Origin of the sequence: Ensifer sp. (assembly GCF_035999135.1) — a bacterium.
Classification (GTDB): Bacteria; Pseudomonadota; Alphaproteobacteria; order Rhizobiales; family Rhizobiaceae; genus Ensifer.
In genome coordinates, this window is record NZ_DASYGZ010000206.1 from 42,526 (window position 1) to 62,988 (window position 20,463).

Below are 20,463 nucleotides of genomic sequence, written 5' to 3' on the forward strand. Positions count from 1 at the left end.
GTGAACTTTTTGTTGTCGGCCGAGGGGGCTCCCTCAGCGTTTGCCTCTTTTCGAGAGTGCAAAGGTGAAGATCAGGGCGATGACGAGCACCGCGCCCTTGATGAAGTCCTGGGTGTAGTAGGGGGCGTTCATCATCGTCAGACCCTGTAAAAGGATGCCGACGAAGAGCGCGCCGATGGCCGTGCCGAAGGCGTTGGGCTTGGCGGCGCCGAGCACGGCAAAGCCGATCAGGGCGGCGGCCACCGCGTCGAGAAGCAGGTTGTTGCCCGACGCGATGTCGCCACGGCCAAGGCGGGCGGCAAGCAGAATGCCGCCGACCGAGGCAAAAACGCCGGAGATGATATAGGCCGAGATCTTGTAGGCGTTGACCGGCGCGCCGGCGAGGCCGGCCGCGCGCTCGTTGGAGCCGACGGCATACATCATGCGACCGAAGCGGGTGTATTCGAGGAAGAACCAGATCAGTATCGCCAGCACGATCAGGACCACGACCGAGACCGGCAGCAGATTGGGCAGGATGAAATCGAAGCGGTGGCGGCCAAGCGCCAGGAAGCCCGGGCTGAAGGTGCCCGTGGCAACAGAGCCGTCGGGCAGCGTCATGCCGGTCGCAATCGACCGACCCTCGGTCGGGATGCGCTGAAGGCCGAGCAACAGGAACATCATGCCGAGTGTTGCGAGCAGGTCCGGCACGCGCATGTAGACGATGATGATGCCATTGACGAGGCCGACGAGCACGCCGATGGCAAGGCACACGAGCGTCGCCGTCAGCGCGTCGCCGCCCATCACCACCATCACATAGGACGAGGCCATCATCGCCGTCGTGGCGACCGAACCGATCGAAAGGTCGAAACCGCCGACGACCAGCGTTGCCGTCACCCCGAGCGCCAGGATGCCGGTGATCGACACGGACTGCAGGATGAAGACCGCACTTTGCGGCGACGCAAATCCGCCGGTGACGATGGAGAAATAGAGAACCATACCGGCCAGCAGCACGAGGAAGCCGTATTTGATCGCTGCTTCGCGCCATCCGGACGCACTTGAAAGTGTCCGGATCGGGGCTGCGGAATTGCTCTGTTCACTGCTCATGACGCATGGACCTGTTGATGGATTTGGCCGGCGATCTCGGAGAGCAGCCGGTCGACGTCGATATCGGCATTGCGGTGCTCGCCGACGATGGTGTGTTCCGACATGACGAGGATGCGGTCGGCGACCTCGAAGGCCTCGTCGAGTTCGGTCAGGAAGAGAATGGTGGTGCGCCCGGCTGCCGATGCGCGCAGCTTCGCGCCGATATCGCGACGGGCGGCAATGTCGACGCCCTGGAACGGCTCGTCGAGGATCAGCAGGCGCGAGGGCTCGGACAGCCACCGCCCGACCATCACCTTTTGCTGGTTGCCGCCCGACAGCGTCTGCATCTCGTCGCGTTCGCCGCGGCAGACGACACCGAGCGATGCGATCTGCTGGCGCGCCTTGCCCTTTTCTGCCCGGCGGCTTGCGATGCCGAACCGCGAAAGCCGGCGCAGGAACGGCAGGCTGATGTTTTCGTAGATGTTGAAGTCCGGGACGATGCCGCTGATCGCGCGGTCCTTGGCAACGAGGAAGACGCCGTGGTCGATGGCCTGGCCGGTGTTGCGCGGGGCAAAGCGCGTGCCATCGAGCGTCATCTCGCCGGCAATCGGAGCACGCGCGCCGAACAGCGTCTCGGCAAGTGCCGTCTTGCCGACGCCGACGAGGCCGGTGACGGCAACGATTTCGCCATCGCCGAGATCGAAATCGAACGGCAGCGACTGCGCGGTGAGTTTCAAGCCGCGCGCCTTGAAGACGGGGCGGCCGGCATCGACGAGGGCAACGGCGCCCGCCGATACCGTGCGGCCGAGCATGGCGTTGACGGCACCTTCGTAGTCGAGCTCGGGACCTTCGAAACGGCCGCTGATGCGGCCGTCGCGCAAAGCCACGATGCTGTCGGCCAGGCGGCGGATGTCTGACATGCGGTGCGAGATGTAGAGAATGGCGACGCCGCGCGCCTTCAACCGGTCGACGAGTTCGAAGAGACGATCGGCCTCCGCACTTGAAAGCGACGATGTCGGCTCGTCGAGGATCAGCACCTTCGGCTCATGCGCCATGGCGCGGGCGATCGCCACCATCTGCCGATCGGCGAGCGTCAGGTCGTTGATGTTGGCCGACAGATCGAGTTGAAGCCCCATGCGCGATGCGACGGCGGCTGCCTCGCGCCGCACGCGGCGCGGATTGAAGAAGAACCGCGCGCCGCGGCCGTTGAGCCGGTCAAGGGTGAGATTGGTGGCGACGTTAAGATCGGCGACGACGCCGTCATTGATGTTCTGATGCACGGTCACCACGCCGGCGCGGATCGCTTCGGCCGGGGTCACCGGCTGGAAGGCGCTCCCTGCAAGCACCATGGTGCCGGCATCGCGCGTGTAGACCCCGCTGAGGATCCGCACCAGCGTCGATTTTCCAGCGCCGTTGGCGCCCATCAGGACGGTCACCGCCCCGGCCTTGAGGTCGATGTCGACGCCGCGCAGAACCGGAACCGGCCCGAACGACTTGCGCACGCCCTCAATGCGAAACACTGCCTGTTCGCTCATTGTCTCCTCCCAGTGAAGGCAGGTTAGGATAGGCTCTCGTCAAATGTCAAGGTCATTGACATTTGACAGAATGGCGCCTTAGTTGTTCCCATGCAGGGCATGGTTGCGCGCGGTGGAGGCCGCGCCATGCCAAGGAGGAGAACACTATGGACAAGCAGGTCTTCGAGGCTTTGAGCGCCGAGACGTTGCCGGCAAAACTCGGAAGCAACGCCGTTCTCAGGCAGAGGATCGGAGAGGCCGCGTCGGGCTGGAACGTCAAGGAAGTTGGCGACGGTAACCTCAATCTCGTCTTCATCGTCACCGGCGACAAGGGAGCGGCCATCGTCAAGCAGGCGCTGCCCTATGTGCGCCTCGTCGGCGAGAGCTGGCCGCTGCCGCTGAAGCGCTCCTTCTTCGAATACCACGCGCTCACCCGCCAGGCGGCACGCGATCCGGGCATGGTGCCGGAGATCTTCTTTTTCGACAAAGCGCAGGCGCTGATCGTCATGGAATTCCTGACGCCCCACGTCATCCTCAGGCGCGCGCTGATCGACGGGCGGCAATTGCCTGGGATCGGCCGCGATCTCGGCCTGTTTGCCGCCCGCACCCTGTTTCGCGGCTCGGATCTGTCGATGGCCACGCGCGACAAGAAAGCCGACCTGGCAATGTTTTCCGACAATGTCGAGCTCTGCGACATCACGGAAAACCTTGTCTTCTCCGATCCCTATTTCGAGGCGACGCTCAATCGCCACACCACGCCGCAGCTTGACCCGATCGTTGAGGAACTGCGCGCCGACCGCGATCTCAAGGTCGAGGCGCAGCGGCTGAAACACCTGTTCTCCGCCAAGGCCGAGACCCTCTGCCATGGCGACCTGCACACCGGTTCGGTGATGGTCACGGATGACGAGACCCGGGTCATCGATCCGGAGTTTGCCTTCTACGGTCCGATCAGCTTCGACGTCGGCATGCTGCTAGCCAATTTCTGGATGAGCTTTTTCGCCCAGAGTGGGCACGAGACGTCAGCGGGTGCAAGGGACGGCATGCGGGCCTACCTGCTCGATACGGTCGAGACGATTTGGGAGACTTTCCGCGCGGAGTTCGCCCATCTTTGGCGAACGGAGCGCAAGGGCATTCTCTATCAGGCAAGCCTGTTCGAGGACCGCAACGATCCCTTCGGCGCCGAACAGGCGCTTCAGATCGTGATGGACGAAATCTGGTGCGAGATGCTCGGATTTGCCGGCGTCGAAATGCACCGCCGCATTCTCGGCCTCGCCCACAATGCCGATTTCGAAACGATCGCCAATCCCGACCGCCGCGCACCTTGCGAAGCCAAGGCGCTCAAGCTCGGACGTCATCTCGCCGTCAACCGGCACCACATCCACAGCCTCAAGGATATCCGCGCCGTCGCGGAGCGCCTTCAGAAGGAGACACTAGCGTGAAAGTCGGAGACCGCCACTACCATACGATCTGGCTCAGCGAGGACGGCCGCTCCGTCGATATCATCGACCAGCGCTGGCTGCCGCACGAATTCCGCGTCGTGACCTTGAAGACCGTCAAGGATGTCGCCGTTGCCATCCGTGACATGTGGGTGCGCGGGGCGCCACTGATCGGCGTTACCGCCGCCTATGGCGTGGCGATTGCCATGGCCAACGATCCGTCGGACGCCCATCTCGACGCTGTCTGGGAAGAATTGAACGAAACCCGGCCGACCGCCATCAACCTGCGCTGGGCGCTGAACGCCATGCGCGATCATCTCCGTCCCTTGCCGCAAGACAAACGCGCTGCCGCCGCCTACGCCCGTGCCGCCGAGATCGCGAATGAGGATGTCGAGCTCAACCGCGCCATCGGCGCAAACGGCCTGAAGGTCATCCGCGAGATCGCCGCGACGAAAAAGCCGGGAGAGCCGGTGCGCATCCTCACCCATTGCAATGCCGGGTGGCTTGCAACCGTCGACTATGGCACGGCGACAGCGCCGATCTACATGGCGGTCGAGGAGGGTATTCCGGTTCACGTCTATGTCGACGAGACGCGGCCGCGCAACCAGGGCGCCTATCTCACCGCCTGGGAAATGAACGGCCACGGCGTGCCGCATACGTTGATCGTCGACAATGCCGGTGGCCACCTGATGCAGCACGGCGACGTCGACATGGTGATCGTCGGTACCGACCGGACGACGGCCAATGGCGATGTCTGCAATAAGATCGGGACTTACCTCAAGGCGCTGGCCGCCCATGACAATGACGTGCCCTTCTACGTTGCCCTGCCCTCTCCGACGATCGACTGGACGGTTCGCGACGGGGTGAAGGAAATCCCGATCGAGGAGCGGACCGGCGACGAGGTGACCTTCGTGCAGGGGCGCGCGAGCGACGGATCGATCGCCAGTGTGCGCATTTCGCCGGAGGGAAGTCCGGCGGCAAACCCGGCCTTCGACGTCACGCCTGCCCGGCTGATCACCGGCCTTATCACCGAACGCGGCATCGCCACGCCTTCTCCGGAAGGTTTGAAGGCGCTTTTCCCGGAACGGAGTTGAGACGATGAGCCTTTTGAACCGCAGGTCCACCGAAGAGATTGCGCTCGGCATTCGCCGGCGCGTGTTCTTCCACACGATGAAGCACAATGGCGGCTATCTCAGCCAAGCCTGTTCGGCCGCCGAAAGTCTCGCCGTGCTCTACAACGAAGTTCTGAAGCTCGGCGAGCCGACTTTGCCGATGGTGCCGCTGCCGTTTCGCGGCGTGCCTTCGGCGCACAATCCGGACGCCTTTACGGGCGCCGGCTATCATGGGCCGGCCGGACCGGAGTTCGACCGCTTCTTCATTTCGCCCGCCCACTATGCACTGGTCATCTATTCGGCGCTGATCGAGACGGGGCGCATGGATGAGCACGCGCTCGACCACTTCAACAAGGACGGCGGTTCGGTCGAGATGATCGGCGCCGAGCACAGCCCCGGCATGGAGGTGACCACCGGCTCGCTGGCGCAGGGCCTTTCCATGGCCTCGGGCGTTGCCTGGGCGCGGCTGAAGAAGAAGGAGCCGGGCAAGGTCTGGGTCTACATGTCGGACGGCGAATTCCAGGAGGGCCAGACCTGGGAGTGCCTATCTGCCATGAGCTATCACGGGATCGACAACATCCGCGTCATTGTCGACGTGAACCGGCAGCAATGCGACGGCGCCATGTCCTCCGTGCTCGACCTCGGCGACCTGGCGTCCCGCGTCAGCGCTTTCGGCGTCACCTGCCGGTCGGTCGATGGTCACGATCTCGATGCGCTGCGCAACGCGGCGGGCAGTGCAGAAGCGGGCAAGCCGCTCGTCATCCTTGCCAACACCTCGCCCTATCAGGGCATGGAGTTCCTGAAGAAGCGCTTCCCGCGCCTCCACTATGTGCGCTTCAAGAGTGCCGAGGAGCGGCTGGAGATGCGGGCAGCCCTTGCTGCCGAGCTTGGCATCGACCTCAACGCGATGGAAGGGGCCTGATCATGGTCGAAATCGTCAATCGCCCCTATGCCAAGGCGTTCGAAGCCTTTGCCACCGCACGGCCCGAGGTCCTTTGCCTTTCGGCAGACCTCACATCCTCCTGCGAGGTCGATGGCTTTCGCGACCGGCATCCGGAGCAATTCCTCTCGCTCGGCATGGCCGAGCAGAACATGCTCTCCTTTGCGGGCGGTCTCGCGATGCAGGGCTTCCGGCCTTTCATCCATACCTTCTCGGTGTTTCTCTATCGCCGTCCCTACGATCAGCTGATCAATTCCATCGCCTATTCCAACCGCAAGGTGCGCCTGATGGGCTTCCTGCCCGGCATCACCACGCCTGGCGGCATCACCCACCAGGCGATCGAGGACATTGCCGTCTTGCGCGCCGTGCCGAACATGACGATCCTCGAAACCGGCGACGCGACCGAGGTCGAAACCGTACTTGAAGTCGCCGACAGCATCGACGGGCCCGTCTATGTGCGCGTCCTTCGCGGCGAAGTCCCGCGCCTGTTCTCGACGCCGTTCGCGTTCAACAAGCTGCGGGTCCTGTCTGAAGGCGACGACATTCTCGTCGTTTCCTCGGGCGTGTGCACCGAGGAGGCGTTGCGCGCGACCCGGGCGCTCGAAGCCCGCGGCATCGGCATTGCGCACCTGCATGCGTCGACCCTGAAACCGTTTGACCGAGATGGCCTGTTGAAGGCTGCACGCGGCAAGAAGGGCATCGTGACGCTGGAGAACCACACGGTGGTCGGTGGCCTCGGTTCGCTCGTTGCCGAGATCGTCGCCGAGGAAGGCCTCGGCGTGCGGCTGAAGCGGCTGGGCCTCAATGACACATTCGCCCACGGCGCTTCGAAACCCTACCTCATGAAGAAGTATGGCCTCGACGCCGGCGCGCTGGTTACTGCCATTGAAGGGCTTCTTGGCAAACACCTTGCGATCGGGGAGGATGAACTGGCGGAGGTTCGGCTCGATCACGTCCATTCGGCGCAGAAAGCGGAGGCGCTCTGATGGCTCCGCGTTTCTCGGTTACCTACTACATCCGCGCCGCGGACGCTGCCGAGGCCAAGGCGCGTGCGCTCGACATCGCACTGGAGCAGACCGTCGAGATCCCGCGCGATGTCGTTCCGAAGGGCTATGTCGAGGATGAGATCCTCGGCAAGTTGGAAACGCTCACCGAGGACCCGGCCGGGCGGCCGGGCTTCCTCGCTACCATCTCCTACTCTGATGACGATGTCGGCGGCGATTTTCTCCAGCTGCTGAACGTCATCTTCGGCAACAGTTCCATCAAGCCGGGTCTGAAGGTCGAGGATATCGCACCCTCGCCCGGAATTCTCGCACTCTGCCCGGGACCGCGTCACGGAATCGCCGGTCTTCGCGCCCGCGCCGGTATCGGTGAAAACCCGCTGTTGATGTCGGCGATCAAGCCGGTCGGGCTCTCGACAGCGGAACTTGCCCGCCGTGCCCATGATTTCGCGCTCGGCGGCATGCACTACGTCAAGGACGACCATGGCCTCGTCGATCAGAAGAACTCGCCCTTCGATGAGCGGCTCAGAGCCTGCATCGACGCGGTCGGCGAAGCGAACGCAAAGAGCGGCGGCAGGACCGGTTTCGTGCCGAACGTCACGGGACCGGCGGACGCCATCATCGACCGGGCCAGGCAGGCTCAGGCCGCCGGCGCGGGGGCGGTGATGATCGCGCCGGCACTGGCCGGCTACGACGTGGTGCGCACGCTTGCCGCTGCCCCCGATTTCACTCTGCCGATCGTCACGCATCCGGCCTTCTGCGGCGCAAACGTCGTCTCGGCTGACTGCGGCTTCTCGCATCGTGCCTATTTCGGCACGCTGCATCGCCTGATGGGCGCCGATGCGGTGATTTATCCCAATTTCGGCGGGCGTTTCGGCTTCACCCGGGAGGAGTGTCTGTCCATTGCCGATGCCTGCGCGGTCGGCATGGGCGGACCGAAGGCGATCGTTGCCGCCCCCGGCGGCGGCATGACGTTCGAGCGTGTGCCGGAAATGCGTGAGGCCTACGGCAACGACGTCATGTATCTGATTGGCGGCGCATTGCTGCAGCAACCGAACCTGGTCGACGCGTGCCGCCGCCTGGTGGCGGCGGTGAACGGCTAGCGGGCGCGCCAGCCTCAGTTGCCGAGCAGGGCGCGCGTCAGCGGGTGTTCTGCCTCGGCCAGCCCGTCGATGATGTTGAAGTGATGCCTGTCGGGTTCAACAACTGACGCCGTCGTTGCGCCAAGGCCCGTCCAGATATTGGCGAGCAAAGCATTCTGGCGCAGGAACTCTGCGCGTTCGCCGCCGCCGACCCAGCAGGTAATGCGGGCGCTTCGCATCGGCCTGAGCAGCGCCGGGCTTTGCGACAGCGCCTCGGCCTCGTCGATCGCGAGCTTCTCGTTCATCGCCGTCGACATGATGGGACGAAGGTCATGCACGCCCGAGATCGAGACGACGTTGCGGATCCGAGCCTGGATATCCGGCGAAAGCGGAGCCGTCGCCGTGATCATTCGGCTGACGAGGTGGCCACCGGCCGAGTGTCCGGTCAGCATCAACGGCCCCTCGACCAGTTTCGAGGCCTCGCTGATGGCCGCTGCGACCTCCGCGACGATGCCACCGATGCGGATCTCCGGGCAGAGCGTGTAGGATGGCATGGCAACGGCGTAGCCGCTAGCGACCGCCCCTCCGGCCAGATGCGACCAGAAACTCTTGTCGAGCTGCAACCAGAATCCGCCATGCACGAAGACCACCAGCCCCTTGGCCGGGCCATCGGGCAAAAACAGGTCCATGCGGTTTCTCGGGCGCTCGCCATAGGCGAGGTCGAGCTTCGCAAGTCCCGATGCCGAGCGAGCGGCGCGGAATGCCTCGGCCGGCCCAACCCATGCCTCCGGCCAACGGTCGCCGCGCGCGATGTTGACGCCGTTGGCATAGGCGTCGTTCCAGTCCGAAACACGGTGTTCGACCATCGACAAAATCCTCCCGTAAATGTCTCCCCAAGCCTAGAAATCACCCGCCTCATCGACAAACGCAATGGTCAGATTCGAAAAAACTTTAGGCTTGAAATAATTTTGGACTGGTGCGATGCTGACCCATGTTCAGCCGAGAAGTGGAGGTCTCGCTGTGCTTATCGCCATCCCTGAAGTCGCCAAGGCGACGGCGCGCCTCACCGGCAACGGTGCGACGATGTCTGCCGTCTGCCTGCGAATGAGGGCGCCGTTGCACCGCAAGACGTTTCGCCGGCCATAAAGACGCCTGGGCAACAGGCAGGACCGAAATGAGGGAACAGCCGTCACATGCTTGGACCGACTTCGCACGTCGACACGTTCACACGCGACCACCTGCCGCCAGAGGAGGAATGGCCGGACTTCCTGCTGGAAGGCTTTGATTACCCTGATCATCTCAATGCCGCGGTCGAACTGACCGATGCCATGGTTGCTAGAGGCTTCGGCGATCATACCGCGCTGATCGGCAATGGCCGCCGGCGGACCTACAAGGAACTCTCCGACTGGACGAACCGCCTCGCCCATGCGCTGGTCGAAAACTACGGCGTCAAACCCGGCAATCGCATTCTCATCCGCTCCGCCAACAATCCGGCCATGGTCGCCTGCTGGCTGGCCGCGACCAAGGCCGGCGCCGTCGTTGTCAACAGCATGCCGATGCTGAGATCCGGCGAATTGGCCAAGATCGTAGACAAGGCGGAGATCAGCCTGGCGCTCTGCGACACGCGACTGATGGAAGACATGATCGCCTGCGCCAAGGACAGCCGCTACCTGAAGCAGGTCGTGAGCTTCGACGGCACGGCGAACCACGATGCCGAACTCGACCGCATTGCGCTCGACAAGTCGGTGGTGTTTGCGGCGGTGAAGACCGGCCGCGACGACGTGGCGCTGCTTGGCTTCACCTCGGGCACGACAGGCGTTCCGAAGGCAACGATGCACTTCCATCGCGACCTGCTTGCCATCGCCGACAGCTATGCCCGCGAAGTGCTCGGGGTGACGCCTGACGACGTCTTCGTCGGCTCGCCGCCGCTCGCCTTCACCTTCGGCCTGGGAGGCCTGGCGATCTTTCCCTTGCGCTTCGGTGCGGCTGCGACCTTGCTTGAGCATGCGACGCCCGCCAACATGGTGGAGATCATCGAAAAGTACAAAGCGACGATCTCGTTTACCGCGCCCACCGCCTATCGGGCGATGATGAAGGCGATGGACAATGGTGCCGACCTTTCATCGCTCCGCGTCGCGATCTCGGCAGGCGAGACGTTGCCGGGGCCGGTCTTCGAAGAGTGGACGGCCAAAACCGGCAAGCCGATCCTCGACGGCATCGGCGCGACCGAGATGCTGCACATCTTCATCTCCAACCGTTTCGAGGACCGCAAGGCCGCCTCGACCGGCAAGCCGGTCAGCGGCTACGAGGCCCGCATCGTCGACAGCGACATGCGCGAGGTTCCGCGCGGCACGGTCGGCAGGCTTGCCGTGCGCGGCCCGACCGGCTGCCGCTACATGGCAGACAGTCGCCAGCGCGACTATGTCCGTGACGGCTGGAACCTGACCGGTGACGCCTTCTACCAGGACGAGGACGGCTTCTTCCATTTCGCCGCCCGCTCCGACGACATGATCGTCACCGCCGGCTACAACATCGCCGGGCCGGAAGTGGAGGCCGCCCTGATCGCGCATCCCGAGGTCGCCGAATGCGCCGTCGTCGCTGCGCCGGATGCCGAGCGCGGCCAGATTGTCGAAGCCTATGTCGTTCTGATATCTGGCGTCTCGGCGGACGACGCAACGATCAAGCGTCTGCAGGATCACGTGAAGGCGACGATCGCGCCCTACAAGTATCCGCGATCGGTCAAATTCCTGGACAGCCTGCCGAAGACAGCGACGGGCAAGATCCAGCGGTTCCGATTGCGGTCGGAGACCTGAAATCATGAGCAACTCATACGACCCTTCCAAGGAAGGCGCCCAGATGTCGTTCAAGGGACGCATGTCCTACAGCGACTATCTGATGCTGGAAAAGGTGCTGGACGCACAGGAGCCTCTGTCCAAGGCCCATGACGAAATGCTGTTCATCATTCAGCATCAGACGTCGGAACTCTGGATGAAGCTGGCACTGCACGAGATCAACGCCGCGGTCCGCTCGATCCGCGACGACCGGCTGGAGCCCGCCTTCAAGATGCTGACGCGGGTGGCGCGCATCTTCGAGCAGCTCAACAGCGCCTGGGACGTGCTGCGCACCATGACGCCCAGCGAATACACCACGTTCCGCGAATCGCTCGGGCAGTCCTCCGGTTTCCAGTCGTGGCAATATCGGGCGATCGAGTTTCTGGCCGGCAACCGCAACGTTGCCATGCTCGGGCCGCATGCGCACCGGCCGGATATCATGGAAAAGCTGGAAGCAATCCTCGCCGCCCCGTCGCTCTACGACGAAGCGATCCGGCTGCTTTCACGCAACGGCTTCGATGTCGGCGAGGAGGCTCACCGCACCGACTGGCGCGAGACGCGCACGGAAAGCGACAAGGTCTTTGCCGCCTGGCAGGTCGTCTATCGCGATCCCGAGCGCTACTGGATGCTCTACGAGCTTGCCGAAAAACTGGTGGATTTCGAGGACTATTTCCGTCGCTGGCGCTTCAACCACGTGACAACCGTCGAGCGCATCATCGGCATGAAACGCGGGACCGGGGGGACGTCCGGCGCCTCCTACCTCAAGAAGATGCTCGAAGTGGAACTTTTCCCCGAGCTCTGGCATGTGCGCACGGGTCTCTGATAGAACACAACTCAAAAGGGAACCTATAAAGAGGAGAACAGCATGAACCGCATTCTGGCAGCGAGCCTTCTTGGCCTTTCGCTTGCGACGTCCGCCTATGCCGAGCCGGTGAAGATCGGCGTGATCACCACGCTTTCGGGCGGCGGCGCCGGTCTCGGCATCGACATGCGCGACGCCTTCACGCTGGCGATCAAGCAGTCGGGCAACAAGGACGTCGAACTGGTGATCGAGGACGATGCCCAGAAGCCGGAACTTGCGGTGCAGATCGCCGAAAAGATGATCCAGGGCGACAAGGTCGACCTGATGACCGGGATCATCTGGTCGAACCTCGCAATGGCCGTCGTGCCGAACACTGTGGCGCAGGACATCATCTATCTTTCGCCCAATGCCGGTCCTTCGGCGCTTGCCGGTCAGAACTGCAACCCGAACTACTTCAACGTCGCCTATCAGAACGACAATTTCCACGAGGCGATGGGGCAGTACGCCAACAAGGACTACAAGAACGCCTTCGTGCTCGCTCCGAACTATCCGGCCGGCAAGGACGCGCTGACCGGCTTCAAGCGTTACTACAAGGGCGCGCTCGCCGGCGAAATCTACACCCAGGTCGGCCAGACCGACTATGCCGCCGAAATCGCCCAGATCCGTGCGTCGGGCGCTGACAGCGTCTATTTCTTCCTGCCCGGCGGGATGGGCATCGCCTTCATGAAGCAATATGCGCAATCGGGCGTGAACATCCCGGTCATGGGCCCGGGCTTCTCCTTCAGCCAGGACGTGCTGCCGGCGATCGGTGATGCGGCGCTCGGCGTCAAGAACTCTGCCACATGGTCCAAGGACCTCGACAACGACGCCAACAGGAAGTTCGTCGAAGCCTTCAAGGCGGAATACAAGCGCCTGCCCTCGATCTACGCTGCCCAGAGCTGGGATACGGCAAACCTGATCCTGGCGGCGCTGTCCAAGGCAAGCGTCAAGGACAAGGACGCTTTCCGCGCGGCGCTGAAGGCGGCCGATTTCCAGTCGGTGCGCGGCAAATTCGTCTTCAACACCAACAACCACCCGATCCAGAACATCTACGTTCGCGAGGTGGTCAAGGAAGCCGATGGCGTGCTGACCAACAAGATCATCGCGACGGCCTTCGAGGACCACAAGGACGCTTACGCCGAGAAGTGCTCGATGTAATCTCTCGCTTGTTGTCTGCCGGGTGCTCGGCTTTGAAAGCCGGCATCCGGTCGATGATCCGCGTCACTTCGACATGAAGCTTGGACCGACCTCTTGTTCACCGCACTCCTGATCGAACAGCTGCTCAACGGGCTCCAGCTCGGTGTCATGCTGTTTCTGATGGCCGCCGGCCTCACATTGATCTTCGGCGTCATGGGCCTGATCAATCTTGCCCACGGCTCGCTCTACATGATCGGCGCCTTTGCCTGCGCCACGGTCGCTGGTGCAACCGGCTCCTTCTGGATCGGGCTGATTGCCAGTCTCACGGCGGCAGCCGGCGTCGGCGCGATCATCGAGGTCGCCGTGATCCGCAGGCTCTATGACCGTGACCATCTCGATCAGGTGCTCGCCACCTTCGCGCTGATCCTGATCCTTTCGGAAGGTTGCCGCTGGCTGTTCGGTTCCTTCCCGCTCTATCTCGACATCCCGCCCGTGCTTCAGGGTGCCGTCCCGCTGCCCGGCGGCGGCCAGTACCAGCTCTATCGCCTGGCGATCATCGGCGTCGGCATTGCCGTGGCCGTCGGCCTCTACCTGCTCATATCGAAAACGCGGCTCGGCATGCGCATCCGCGCAGGCGAATCCGACCGCGAGATGATCGGGGCGTTGGGCGTCGACATCGGCACGCTCTACACCGTCGTCTTTGCGCTCGGGGCGGCGCTCGCGGGGCTTGCCGGCGCACTCGTCGGCGCACTGCAATCTGTGCAGGTCGGCATGGGCGAGCCGGTGCTGATCCTCGCCTTCGTGGTCATCGTCATCGGCGGCATCGGTTCGATCAAGGGGGCGCTTGTCGGCGCGGTCATCGTCGGCGTCGTCGACACGATGGGGCGCTTCCTTTTGCCTTCGCTGCTCTCGCTGGCCATGCCGGCCGCGCAGGCGACCACGATCGGTGCAGCGCTCGCCTCGATGCTGATCTACGTCGTCATGGCGCTGATCCTCGCCTTCCGGCCGAGCGGCCTCTTCGCTGCGCAGTCATGAGGTTGAGATGAGCCGCGAATCCACCGTCAATCTTGTACTCGGTCTCATCCTTCTCGGTGCGCCACTCGTGGCGGCCGCTCTCGGCGAGCCGTTCTACGTCACCCTTGCCACCCGCGTCGCCGTACTGGCGCTCGCCGCCGTCGGCCTGAACCTCGCGCTCGGGCTCGGGGGCCTGCTGTCCTTCGGCCACGCAGCCTTCTTCGGCCTCGGCGGCTATGTCGCCGGTATCCTCGCCACCCACGCCTTCAATGGCGAGCCCCTGTTTGCCGGCATTCCGGCAACGACCTCGATGCCGCTGATCTGGGCGACAGGCGTCATCGTCGCCGGGCTCGTCGCCCTGCCGATCGGCGCCATCAGCCTGCGCACGTCGGGCGTCTACTTCATCATGATCACGCTCGCCTTTGCGCAGATGATCTATTATTTCGCGATCTCCTGGCCGGCATATGGCGGCGAGGACGGCCTGTCGATGTCGGTGCGCAACGCCTTTCCCGGCGTCAGCACCGCAAAGCCCCTGCCCTATTTTCTGATCTGCTTTGCCGTGCTCATGGCGGCACTCCTCCTGTTTCGCTTCGTCGAAGGATCGCGCTTGGGAACAGCACTTCAGGCGGCCAGGCAGAACGGAACCCGTCTTGCGGCCGTCGGCATCGCGCCTTTCAACATCCGGCTTGTCGCCTTTGCCGTCTCGGCCATGATCACCGGATTTGCCGGCGCGCTCTATGCCGACCTCAATCGTTTCGTCGGCCCTTCGATGTTGTCCTGGCACATGTCGGGCGAGTTGATGGTGCTCATCATCCTTGGTGGCAAGGGACGCCTGTTCGGACCCGTGGCCGGTGCGATGATCTTCGTCCTGCTCGAGCATGTGCTTGGCGGCATCACCGAGCGCTGGCAATTCTTCCTCGGCCTCATCCTGCTCGGCATCGTGCTCTTTGCCCGCGGCGGACTGCTCGGGCTGCTCTCCGGAAAGCCGCGCCATGTCTGAGCCCGTTCTCGAAATTCGCGATCTCAGAAAATCCTTCGGCGCGCTCAAAGCGACCGACGGCGTCAGCCTTGAGCTGCGCCCCGGACAAATCCATGCGCTGATCGGGCCGAATGGCGCCGGAAAGAGCACGCTCATCCACCAGATCGCCGGCTCGCTCAAGGCAGACAGCGGCACGATCCGCTTCCTCGGCCAGGACATCGGCGGGCTCGACATGGCAGCCCGCGCCAGGCTGGGGCTGGCGCGCAGCTTCCAGATCTCCTCGCTGGCGCAGGAGTTTTCAGCGCTTCGCAACGTCATGCTGGCGGTGCAGGCGAAACAGGGAAGCAGCTTTCGCTTCTTCCGGCAGGTGACTTCGGACAAGGACCTGACCGAACCGGCGATGGCGATGCTGGAACGGGTCGATCTGGCCGCACGCGCCCATGTTCCGGCCGGCGAACTCTCCCATGGCGAGCGCCGGCAGCTCGAAATCGCCATCGCGCTGGCACTCTCGCCGAAGGCCTTTCTGTTCGACGAGCCGATGGCCGGCATGGGACCGGAAGGCTCCAAGCGATTGACGTCGTTCCTCGACGGCCTGCGCCATGAAGCGCCGATGCTGCTCGTCGAACACGATATGGATGCGGTCTTTGCGCTTGCCGACCGCATCTCCGTGCTGGTCTACGGTCGCGTCGTCGCGTCCGGCACGGTCGATGAGATCCGCAGCGACCCGGAGGTCCGCCGCGCCTATCTGGGAGATGCCGCGTGAGCCTGCTTGATCTCAAGGGCCTCGAAACTTTCTACGGCGCGTCGCAGGCGCTTTTCGGCGTCAATCTCGATGTGCGCGAGGGCGAGGTGGTCGCGCTCATGGGCCGCAACGGCATGGGCAAGACGACGACGATCAACTCGATCCTCGGCCTGGTGCGGCCGCGATCGGGCGCCATCTCGTTTGGCGGCAAGCCGATCTTCGGCATGCGGGCGCACCGGATCGCCAGGCTCGGCCTCGGGCTCGTGCCGGAGGGGCGGCGCTGTTTTCCCAATCTGACGGTGCTTGAGAACCTGGTTGCCACCGCACGCGGCAGCGGCTGGACGTTTGAGAAAGTGGTCACGCTTTTTCCCCGCCTCGGCGAGCGGCGCGACCAGTACGCCAACACGCTTTCGGGCGGCGAGCAGCAGATGCTGGCGATCGGCCGTGCGCTGATGACCAATCCCAGCCTGCTCATCCTCGACGAGGCGACCGAGGGGCTGGCACCCGTCATCCGGCAGGACATCTGGTCGGCGATCCGCACCCTGAAGGCGGCGGGACAATCGATCCTCGTCGTCGACAAGACGCTGTCGGAACTCCTGCCCGTCGCCGACCGCTGCTTCATTCTGGAAAAGGGTACGACCGTTTTCGAGGGTGCGCCGGCGGCGCTGACGCCGGAGCTTCAGGATCGCTATCTCGGCGTGTGAACCGTCGCTCAAGCCGGGGGAATGCCGCCGGCGAGCACCGTCGAATAGGCTGAAGCGTCGATGTTGCCGCCCGAGATGACGCAGACGATGTTTCCCTTGAGGTCCGGTCGCGCAATCGCGGCGGCGAGTGACGCGGCTCCGGCACCTTCCGCGACGACCTTTGCCTTCCTGAACAACAGGCGCATCGCCTCGGTCACGTCCGCGGGGCTGACGGCAATCGCACCGTCGATCAGCGCCCGCGCGACCGGCCAGAGTTGCGGCACCAGCGATGGCGCGCCGATGCTCTTGATGAAGGAGGGGCGGGTTTCGATCGTCACGATCCGCCCGGCCGCAAGGGCTGCCGAAACCGGAGCAGCGCTGTCGTCCTCAACCGCAAAAATACGGCAGCGGTCGGACAAGGATCGGATGGCACTGGCGACACCCGTCGTCATGCTGCCGCCGCCAAAGGGTGTGAGCACCACATCCACATCGGGCAGGTCCTCGACGATTTCCATGCCGAGCGATCCGTTGCCGGCGAGTACCGCCTGATCGGTCACCGGATTGATCAGCAGGTCGGGCGCATCCGGGTGGTCAGCGTCGGTAATATAGTCCCACCATGTCTCGGCGCTGACGAAGCGGACTTCGCCGCCGAGCGCGCGTACGCCGTCGATCTTGGTCTGCGGCGCGCCGCGATACATGTAGGCAACCATCGGCACGCCGATGAGACGGGCGGCCCAGGCGATGCCGTAGGCCATGTTGCCGGAGCTCGTGACCGCGACGCCGTTGGCGAGAGCCGCCAGATCGCGCGACAGGACAGCGTTTAATGCAGGACGCAGCTTGAACGCGCCGATCGGCGACAGCGTCTCCAGCTTCAGAAAGATCTGCCGGTCGGGAAAGCCGAGGTCGAGCCGCACCAGCGGTGTTCGCGCAAAATGGGGGGCAATGCGCTCGCGCGCTTCGGTGATATCTTGGGATGTCGGACGGCGCGGCATGGTCACTGCGAAAGGCTCCCTTTGCGCCGCCCACGTTCGGGCAAGCGGATTGCGGCCTATGAACCGGCCAGGTGGCGGGCGGTCATCCGCCCGCTGCCCGATATCGAACGAGATCAGGTCACGGCCGCGCGGACCGCAAAGCGCGCGTCCTGCCAGGCACCGGTGCTGAGGATGTCTTCGAGGATCTCGACCGCGCGCCAGACGTCGGCATAGCTGACATAGAGCGGGGTGAAGCCGAAGCGCATCGTCGTCGGCGCCCGGAAATCGCCGATAACACCGCGGGCAATCAGCGCCTGCATGATCTCGTAGGCCTGCGGATGGCGGAACGAGACCTGGCTGCCGCGCTTCGTCCCGTCGCGGGGGCTCTCGAGCTCAAGCCCGTAGGCATCGCATTTCTCCTCGACCAGCGCGATGAAGAGATCCGTGAGCCGGATGCTCTTTTCGCGCAGTTGCGCCATGTCGACCTCGTCCCAGACGTCGAGTGCGCCCTTCAATGCCCGCAGCGACAGGATCGGCTGTGTGCCACAGAGGAACCGGCGGATGCCCTCACCGGCGGCATAGTGCTTTTCGAAGGCGAAGGGGCGTGCGTGGCCCCACCAGCCGCTGAGCGGTTGGCGGATATCGCCGTGGTGACGCGTGGCGGCATAGATGAAGGCCGGCGCTCCCGGCCCGCCATTCAGGTATTTGTAGGTGCAGCCGACGGCGAAATCGGCGTTGGCGCCGTCGAGATCGACCGGCAGGGCGCCGGCCGTGTGGCAGAGGTCCCAGATGACAAGCGCGCCGTGTTCGTGCGCCTTGCGCGTCAGCGCCGCCATGTCGCGCAGTTCGCCGGACTTGTAGTTGACGTGGTTGACGAGGACCACCGCGACGTCACCATCGATCAGGTCCTCGATGTCAGGGGCATCGACCCCTTCGAGACGCAGCGAGGCGCCGGGGCGGGTCGAGACCACGCCTTCGGCCATGTAGAGGTCTGTCGGGAAACTGCCGCCTTCGCTGACGATCACCGAACGGTCGGGCCGCAAGGCCATCGCCGCATGAAGCGCCTTGTAGATGTTGATCGACGTGGTGTCGCAGACGACCGTCTGGCCGGCCTCGGCCCCGATCAGCCGACCGACCCGGTCTCCGAGCACAAGCGGCATTTCGAACCAGCCGGCCGTGTTCCAGCTGCGGATGAGATCCTCGCCCCATTCCTGCGTCGCTGCCTTGCTCAGTTCCTCAAAGGCGGCCTTCGAGGCAACCCCGAGAGAGTTGCCGTCGAGGTAGACGAGGCCCGCGGGCAGGATGAAGCGCTCGCGCATGGGACGCAGCACGTCGGCTGCATCCATGGCCTCAATCGCAGCAAAATCTGGAACAACACGCATGAGATGGTCCTTGTCTATATGCGAAGTCTATTCGCGAACGGTTTCGCGGGCGGGCGCCGGCCCGCGGCTGCGCTTGAGGCTCGGAAGAGCCAGCATGGCGAGCACGAAGAGGCCGGTCGCAAGTTTCAGGTCCGGTGGCGGCATGCCGGCCGCGAGGCAGAAGGAGACGAGCTGGTAGTAGACGATCGCGCCGACAAAGGGGGCGGCGAGCTGGCGCATCACGCTCTGCTTGCCGACGATCGCCTCGCCGATCATCAGCGCCGCAAGGCCGTTGATCAGGATGCCGAGGCCCATGTTCACGTCGGCAAAGCCCTGCGACTGCACCATCAGCGCGCCGCCGGCCGCCGAAAACGCACCGGCGAGCCCGACGCCACCGATCGTCGCCAGCCAGACATTGATGCCTTGTGCCTCGGCCATGTCGGGATTGGCACCGACGGCGCGAACGGCCGTCCCTTTTTCAGTCCTGAAGAAATGATAGAGCAGGACGAAGACGATGAGGGCGATCAAGCCCGCGACCACGATCTTGCTGGCCGGGAAGCCCGGCTGCAGCCCCGGCGCCCAGTCGAACACCGTCGGCGCGCCGAACACCGAGAGGTTCGAGCGGCCCATGATCCTGAGGTTGATCGAATAGAGCATCGTCATCATCAGGATGCCGGCCAGCAGCGTGTGGATGCGGAACCTTAAGTGAATGAAGGCCGTGCAGCAGCCTGCGAGGAAACCGGCGACAACAGCGATGGCGATGGCCGCAAGCGGCGACATGCCGGCCGCCATCAGCACGCCGCAGACGCAGCCGCCGAGCGGAAACGCGCCTTCGCTCGTCAGGTCCGGGAAACTCAGCATGCGGAACGGGATCATGATCCCGAGCACGACGAAAGCCAGGATCAGGCTCTGGGCGAGTGTGACCGGAACGAGAGAGATAAAACTCGAGATGGTATTTTGAATGATATCCATGATCGTCAGCTCGCCAGGAACATGCGGTCGGTTTTGACGGCGAAATGGCCGATCAGGTCAGGCACGGTCGTCTGAGCCTTGTCCTTGCCGTCGATCTCAAGGCGCACGCGCCCGGCGTCGAGCATGATGACCTTGTGGCCGAAGTCGACGGCGTGCTGCATGTTGTGCGTCACCATCAGCGTCGTCAGCTTCAGGGCTTCGACCGCACGGATCGTCGCCTGCATGACGATGTCGGCCGTGCGCGGATCAAGGGCGGCGGTGTGTTCGTCGAGCAGCAGCAGTTCGGGCTCGCCGCCGACGGCCATGATCAGCGACAGGGATTGCCGCTGGCCGCCGGAGAGCAGCTCCACCCGGGTGTCGAGCCGGTTTTCGAGGCCGAGAGCAAGCAAAGAAAGCCGCTCCTTGTAGGCGGCAAGTCGCTTGGCGTTCAGACCACGGCGCAGGGTGCGCCTGTTGCTGCGCAATTCCGCGAGCAGCATGTTTTCCGCCACCGTCATCGAGGCGGCGGTTCCGCGCATCGGGTCCTGAAACACGCGGGCAAGCCGCATGGCGCGCTTGTGCACGGGCGTTGCCGTCATGTCGTCGCCGTTGATGACGACCTGGCCGCTGTCGAGCACCAGCGCGCCGGAGATGGCGTTGAGCATGCTGCTTTTGCCGGCCCCGTTTGAGCCGATGACGACACCGAATTCACCGGTCTTGAGACGCAGGTCGAGGCCATCGAGCGCGACTTTCTCGTCCGGTTGCCCCCGGTAAAAGACCTTGCGGGCCGATCTGATTTCCAGCAT

19 protein-coding genes are annotated in these 20,463 nt (G+C 64.0%); 12 read left to right on the forward strand and 7 right to left on the reverse strand.

Features of this window, described 5'->3' with window-relative positions; translation table 11 throughout:
* Nucleotides 1-33: 33 nt before the first annotated feature.
* On the reverse strand, nt 34-1,083 hold the full coding sequence (locus tag VGO12_RS27395) for an ABC transporter permease (protein WP_327515874.1): 1,050 nt from the start codon (nt 1,081-1,083) through the stop codon (nt 34-36).
* Complete coding sequence (locus tag VGO12_RS27400; protein WP_327515876.1) at nt 1,080-2,597, reverse strand: sugar ABC transporter ATP-binding protein; 1,518 nt, start codon at nt 2,595-2,597, stop codon at nt 1,080-1,082. Before VGO12_RS27400 ends, VGO12_RS27395 begins: the two co-directional genes overlap by 4 nt.
* Before the next feature lie 146 nt (nt 2,598-2,743).
* On the opposite strand from VGO12_RS27400, the gene mtnK reads away from it, so the two are divergent.
* The 5 genes from mtnK to VGO12_RS27425 are packed head-to-tail and all read left to right on the forward strand — an operon-like array spanning nt 2,744 to nt 8,168.
* On the forward strand, nt 2,744-4,015 hold the full coding sequence (mtnK, locus tag VGO12_RS27405) for an S-methyl-5-thioribose kinase (RefSeq protein ID WP_327515877.1): 1,272 nt from the start codon (nt 2,744-2,746) through the stop codon (nt 4,013-4,015).
* The gene (gene mtnA / locus VGO12_RS27410) at nt 4,012-5,106 is read left to right on the forward strand and encodes an S-methyl-5-thioribose-1-phosphate isomerase (RefSeq protein WP_327515878.1); all 1,095 of its coding nucleotides are present in this window, start codon (nt 4,012-4,014) and stop codon (nt 5,104-5,106) included. The genes mtnK and mtnA overlap by 4 nt, the downstream gene beginning before the upstream one ends.
* A gap of 4 nt (nt 5,107-5,110) precedes the next feature.
* Nucleotides 5,111-6,046 (forward strand): transketolase, encoded by a 936-nt coding sequence (locus VGO12_RS27415; protein ID WP_327515879.1) that lies wholly within the window; start codon nt 5,111-5,113, stop codon nt 6,044-6,046.
* 2 nt (nt 6,047-6,048) lie between these two features.
* Nucleotides 6,049-7,050, forward strand: a complete 1,002-nt coding sequence (locus tag VGO12_RS27420) for a transketolase family protein (protein ID WP_327515880.1) — start codon at nt 6,049-6,051, stop codon at nt 7,048-7,050.
* Nucleotides 7,050-8,168: a RuBisCO large subunit C-terminal-like domain-containing protein gene (locus VGO12_RS27425; RefSeq protein WP_327515881.1), complete on the forward strand. Its 1,119-nt coding sequence runs from the start codon at nt 7,050-7,052 to the stop codon at nt 8,166-8,168. Before VGO12_RS27420 ends, VGO12_RS27425 begins: the two co-directional genes overlap by 1 nt.
* 14 nt (nt 8,169-8,182) lie before the next feature.
* On the opposite strand, the gene VGO12_RS27430 is transcribed toward VGO12_RS27425, so the two are convergent.
* The gene (locus VGO12_RS27430) at nt 8,183-9,013 is read right to left on the reverse strand and encodes an alpha/beta hydrolase (RefSeq protein ID WP_327515882.1); all 831 of its coding nucleotides are present in this window, start codon (nt 9,011-9,013) and stop codon (nt 8,183-8,185) included.
* Nucleotides 9,014-9,340: 327 nt separating this feature from the next.
* On the opposite strand from VGO12_RS27430, the gene VGO12_RS27435 reads away from it, so the two are divergent.
* The 7 genes from VGO12_RS27435 (at nt 9,341) to VGO12_RS27465 (ending at nt 16,395) form a co-directional block, all read left to right on the forward strand.
* Complete coding sequence (locus VGO12_RS27435) at nt 9,341-10,960, forward strand: benzoate-CoA ligase family protein (protein ID WP_327515883.1); 1,620 nt, start codon at nt 9,341-9,343, stop codon at nt 10,958-10,960.
* Between the two features lie 4 nt (nt 10,961-10,964).
* Nucleotides 10,965-11,801: a tryptophan 2,3-dioxygenase gene (gene kynA / locus VGO12_RS27440; protein WP_327515884.1), complete on the forward strand. Its 837-nt coding sequence runs from the start codon at nt 10,965-10,967 to the stop codon at nt 11,799-11,801.
* A 42-nt stretch (nt 11,802-11,843) separates the two neighbouring features.
* Nucleotides 11,844-12,977 (forward strand): ABC transporter substrate-binding protein, encoded by a 1,134-nt coding sequence (locus tag VGO12_RS27445; RefSeq protein ID WP_327515885.1) that lies wholly within the window; start codon nt 11,844-11,846, stop codon nt 12,975-12,977.
* A gap of 93 nt (nt 12,978-13,070) precedes the next feature.
* The gene (locus tag VGO12_RS27450; RefSeq protein WP_327515886.1) at nt 13,071-13,991 is read left to right on the forward strand and encodes a branched-chain amino acid ABC transporter permease; all 921 of its coding nucleotides are present in this window, start codon (nt 13,071-13,073) and stop codon (nt 13,989-13,991) included.
* Nucleotides 13,992-13,998: 7 nt separating this feature from the next.
* Nucleotides 13,999-14,970 carry a branched-chain amino acid ABC transporter permease gene (locus tag VGO12_RS27455; protein ID WP_327515887.1) on the forward strand — a complete coding sequence of 324 codons (972 nt, stop codon included), beginning with the start codon at nt 13,999-14,001 and terminating at the stop codon, nt 14,968-14,970.
* The gene (locus VGO12_RS27460) at nt 14,963-15,712 is read left to right on the forward strand and encodes an ABC transporter ATP-binding protein (protein WP_327515888.1); all 750 of its coding nucleotides are present in this window, start codon (nt 14,963-14,965) and stop codon (nt 15,710-15,712) included. The genes VGO12_RS27455 and VGO12_RS27460 overlap by 8 nt, the downstream gene beginning before the upstream one ends.
* Nucleotides 15,709-16,395: an ABC transporter ATP-binding protein gene (locus VGO12_RS27465; RefSeq protein ID WP_327515889.1), complete on the forward strand. Its 687-nt coding sequence runs from the start codon at nt 15,709-15,711 to the stop codon at nt 16,393-16,395. The genes VGO12_RS27460 and VGO12_RS27465 overlap by 4 nt, the downstream gene beginning before the upstream one ends.
* An 8-nt stretch (nt 16,396-16,403) precedes the next feature.
* Here the strand turns inward: VGO12_RS27465 and VGO12_RS27470 are convergent, their stop codons facing one another.
* The 4 genes from VGO12_RS27470 to VGO12_RS27485 form a co-directional block, all read right to left on the reverse strand.
* The gene (locus VGO12_RS27470; RefSeq protein ID WP_327515930.1) at nt 16,404-17,366 is read right to left on the reverse strand and encodes a threonine ammonia-lyase; all 963 of its coding nucleotides are present in this window, start codon (nt 17,364-17,366) and stop codon (nt 16,404-16,406) included.
* Between the two features lie 113 nt (nt 17,367-17,479).
* Nucleotides 17,480-18,727 carry a kynureninase gene (gene kynU, locus VGO12_RS27475; protein WP_327515890.1) on the reverse strand — a complete coding sequence of 416 codons (1,248 nt, stop codon included), beginning with the start codon at nt 18,725-18,727 and terminating at the stop codon, nt 17,480-17,482.
* Between the two features lie 27 nt (nt 18,728-18,754).
* Nucleotides 18,755-19,678: an ABC transporter permease gene (locus VGO12_RS27480; protein WP_327515891.1), complete on the reverse strand. Its 924-nt coding sequence runs from the start codon at nt 19,676-19,678 to the stop codon at nt 18,755-18,757.
* Between the two features lie 5 nt (nt 19,679-19,683).
* On the reverse strand, nt 19,684-20,463 hold the full coding sequence (locus VGO12_RS27485; protein ID WP_327515892.1) for an ABC transporter ATP-binding protein: 780 nt from the start codon (nt 20,461-20,463) through the stop codon (nt 19,684-19,686).

Excerpts from the sequence above, each read along its gene's own strand:
- VGO12_RS27395 (WP_327515874.1), bottom strand. The coding sequence starts at position 1,083 with ATGAGCAGTGAACAGAGCAATTCCGCAGCCCCGATCCGGACACTTTCA.
- VGO12_RS27400 (WP_327515876.1), bottom strand. The coding sequence starts at position 2,597 with ATGAGCGAACAGGCAGTGTTTCGCATTGAGGGCGTGCGCAAGTCGTTC.
- mtnK (WP_327515877.1), top strand. The coding sequence starts at position 2,744 with ATGGACAAGCAGGTCTTCGAGGCTTTGAGCGCCGAGACGTTGCCGGCA.
- VGO12_RS27415 (WP_327515879.1), top strand. The coding sequence starts at position 5,111 with ATGAGCCTTTTGAACCGCAGGTCCACCGAAGAGATTGCGCTCGGCATT.
- VGO12_RS27420 (WP_327515880.1), top strand. The coding sequence starts at position 6,049 with ATGGTCGAAATCGTCAATCGCCCCTATGCCAAGGCGTTCGAAGCCTTT.
- VGO12_RS27425 (WP_327515881.1), top strand. The coding sequence starts at position 7,050 with ATGGCTCCGCGTTTCTCGGTTACCTACTACATCCGCGCCGCGGACGCT.
- VGO12_RS27430 (WP_327515882.1), bottom strand. The coding sequence starts at position 9,013 with ATGGTCGAACACCGTGTTTCGGACTGGAACGACGCCTATGCCAACGGC.
- VGO12_RS27435 (WP_327515883.1), top strand. The coding sequence starts at position 9,341 with ATGCTTGGACCGACTTCGCACGTCGACACGTTCACACGCGACCACCTG.
- kynA (WP_327515884.1), top strand. The coding sequence starts at position 10,965 with ATGAGCAACTCATACGACCCTTCCAAGGAAGGCGCCCAGATGTCGTTC.
- VGO12_RS27445 (WP_327515885.1), top strand. The coding sequence starts at position 11,844 with ATGAACCGCATTCTGGCAGCGAGCCTTCTTGGCCTTTCGCTTGCGACG.
- VGO12_RS27455 (WP_327515887.1), top strand. The coding sequence starts at position 13,999 with ATGAGCCGCGAATCCACCGTCAATCTTGTACTCGGTCTCATCCTTCTC.
- VGO12_RS27460 (WP_327515888.1), top strand. The coding sequence starts at position 14,963 with ATGTCTGAGCCCGTTCTCGAAATTCGCGATCTCAGAAAATCCTTCGGC.
- VGO12_RS27470 (WP_327515930.1), bottom strand. The coding sequence starts at position 17,366 with ATGCCGCGCCGTCCGACATCCCAAGATATCACCGAAGCGCGCGAGCGC.
- kynU (WP_327515890.1), bottom strand. The coding sequence starts at position 18,727 with ATGCGTGTTGTTCCAGATTTTGCTGCGATTGAGGCCATGGATGCAGCC.
- VGO12_RS27480 (WP_327515891.1), bottom strand. The coding sequence starts at position 19,678 with ATGGATATCATTCAAAATACCATCTCGAGTTTTATCTCTCTCGTTCCG.
- VGO12_RS27485 (WP_327515892.1), bottom strand. The coding sequence starts at position 20,463 with ATGCTGGAAATCAGATCGGCCCGCAAGGTCTTTTACCGGGGGCAACCG.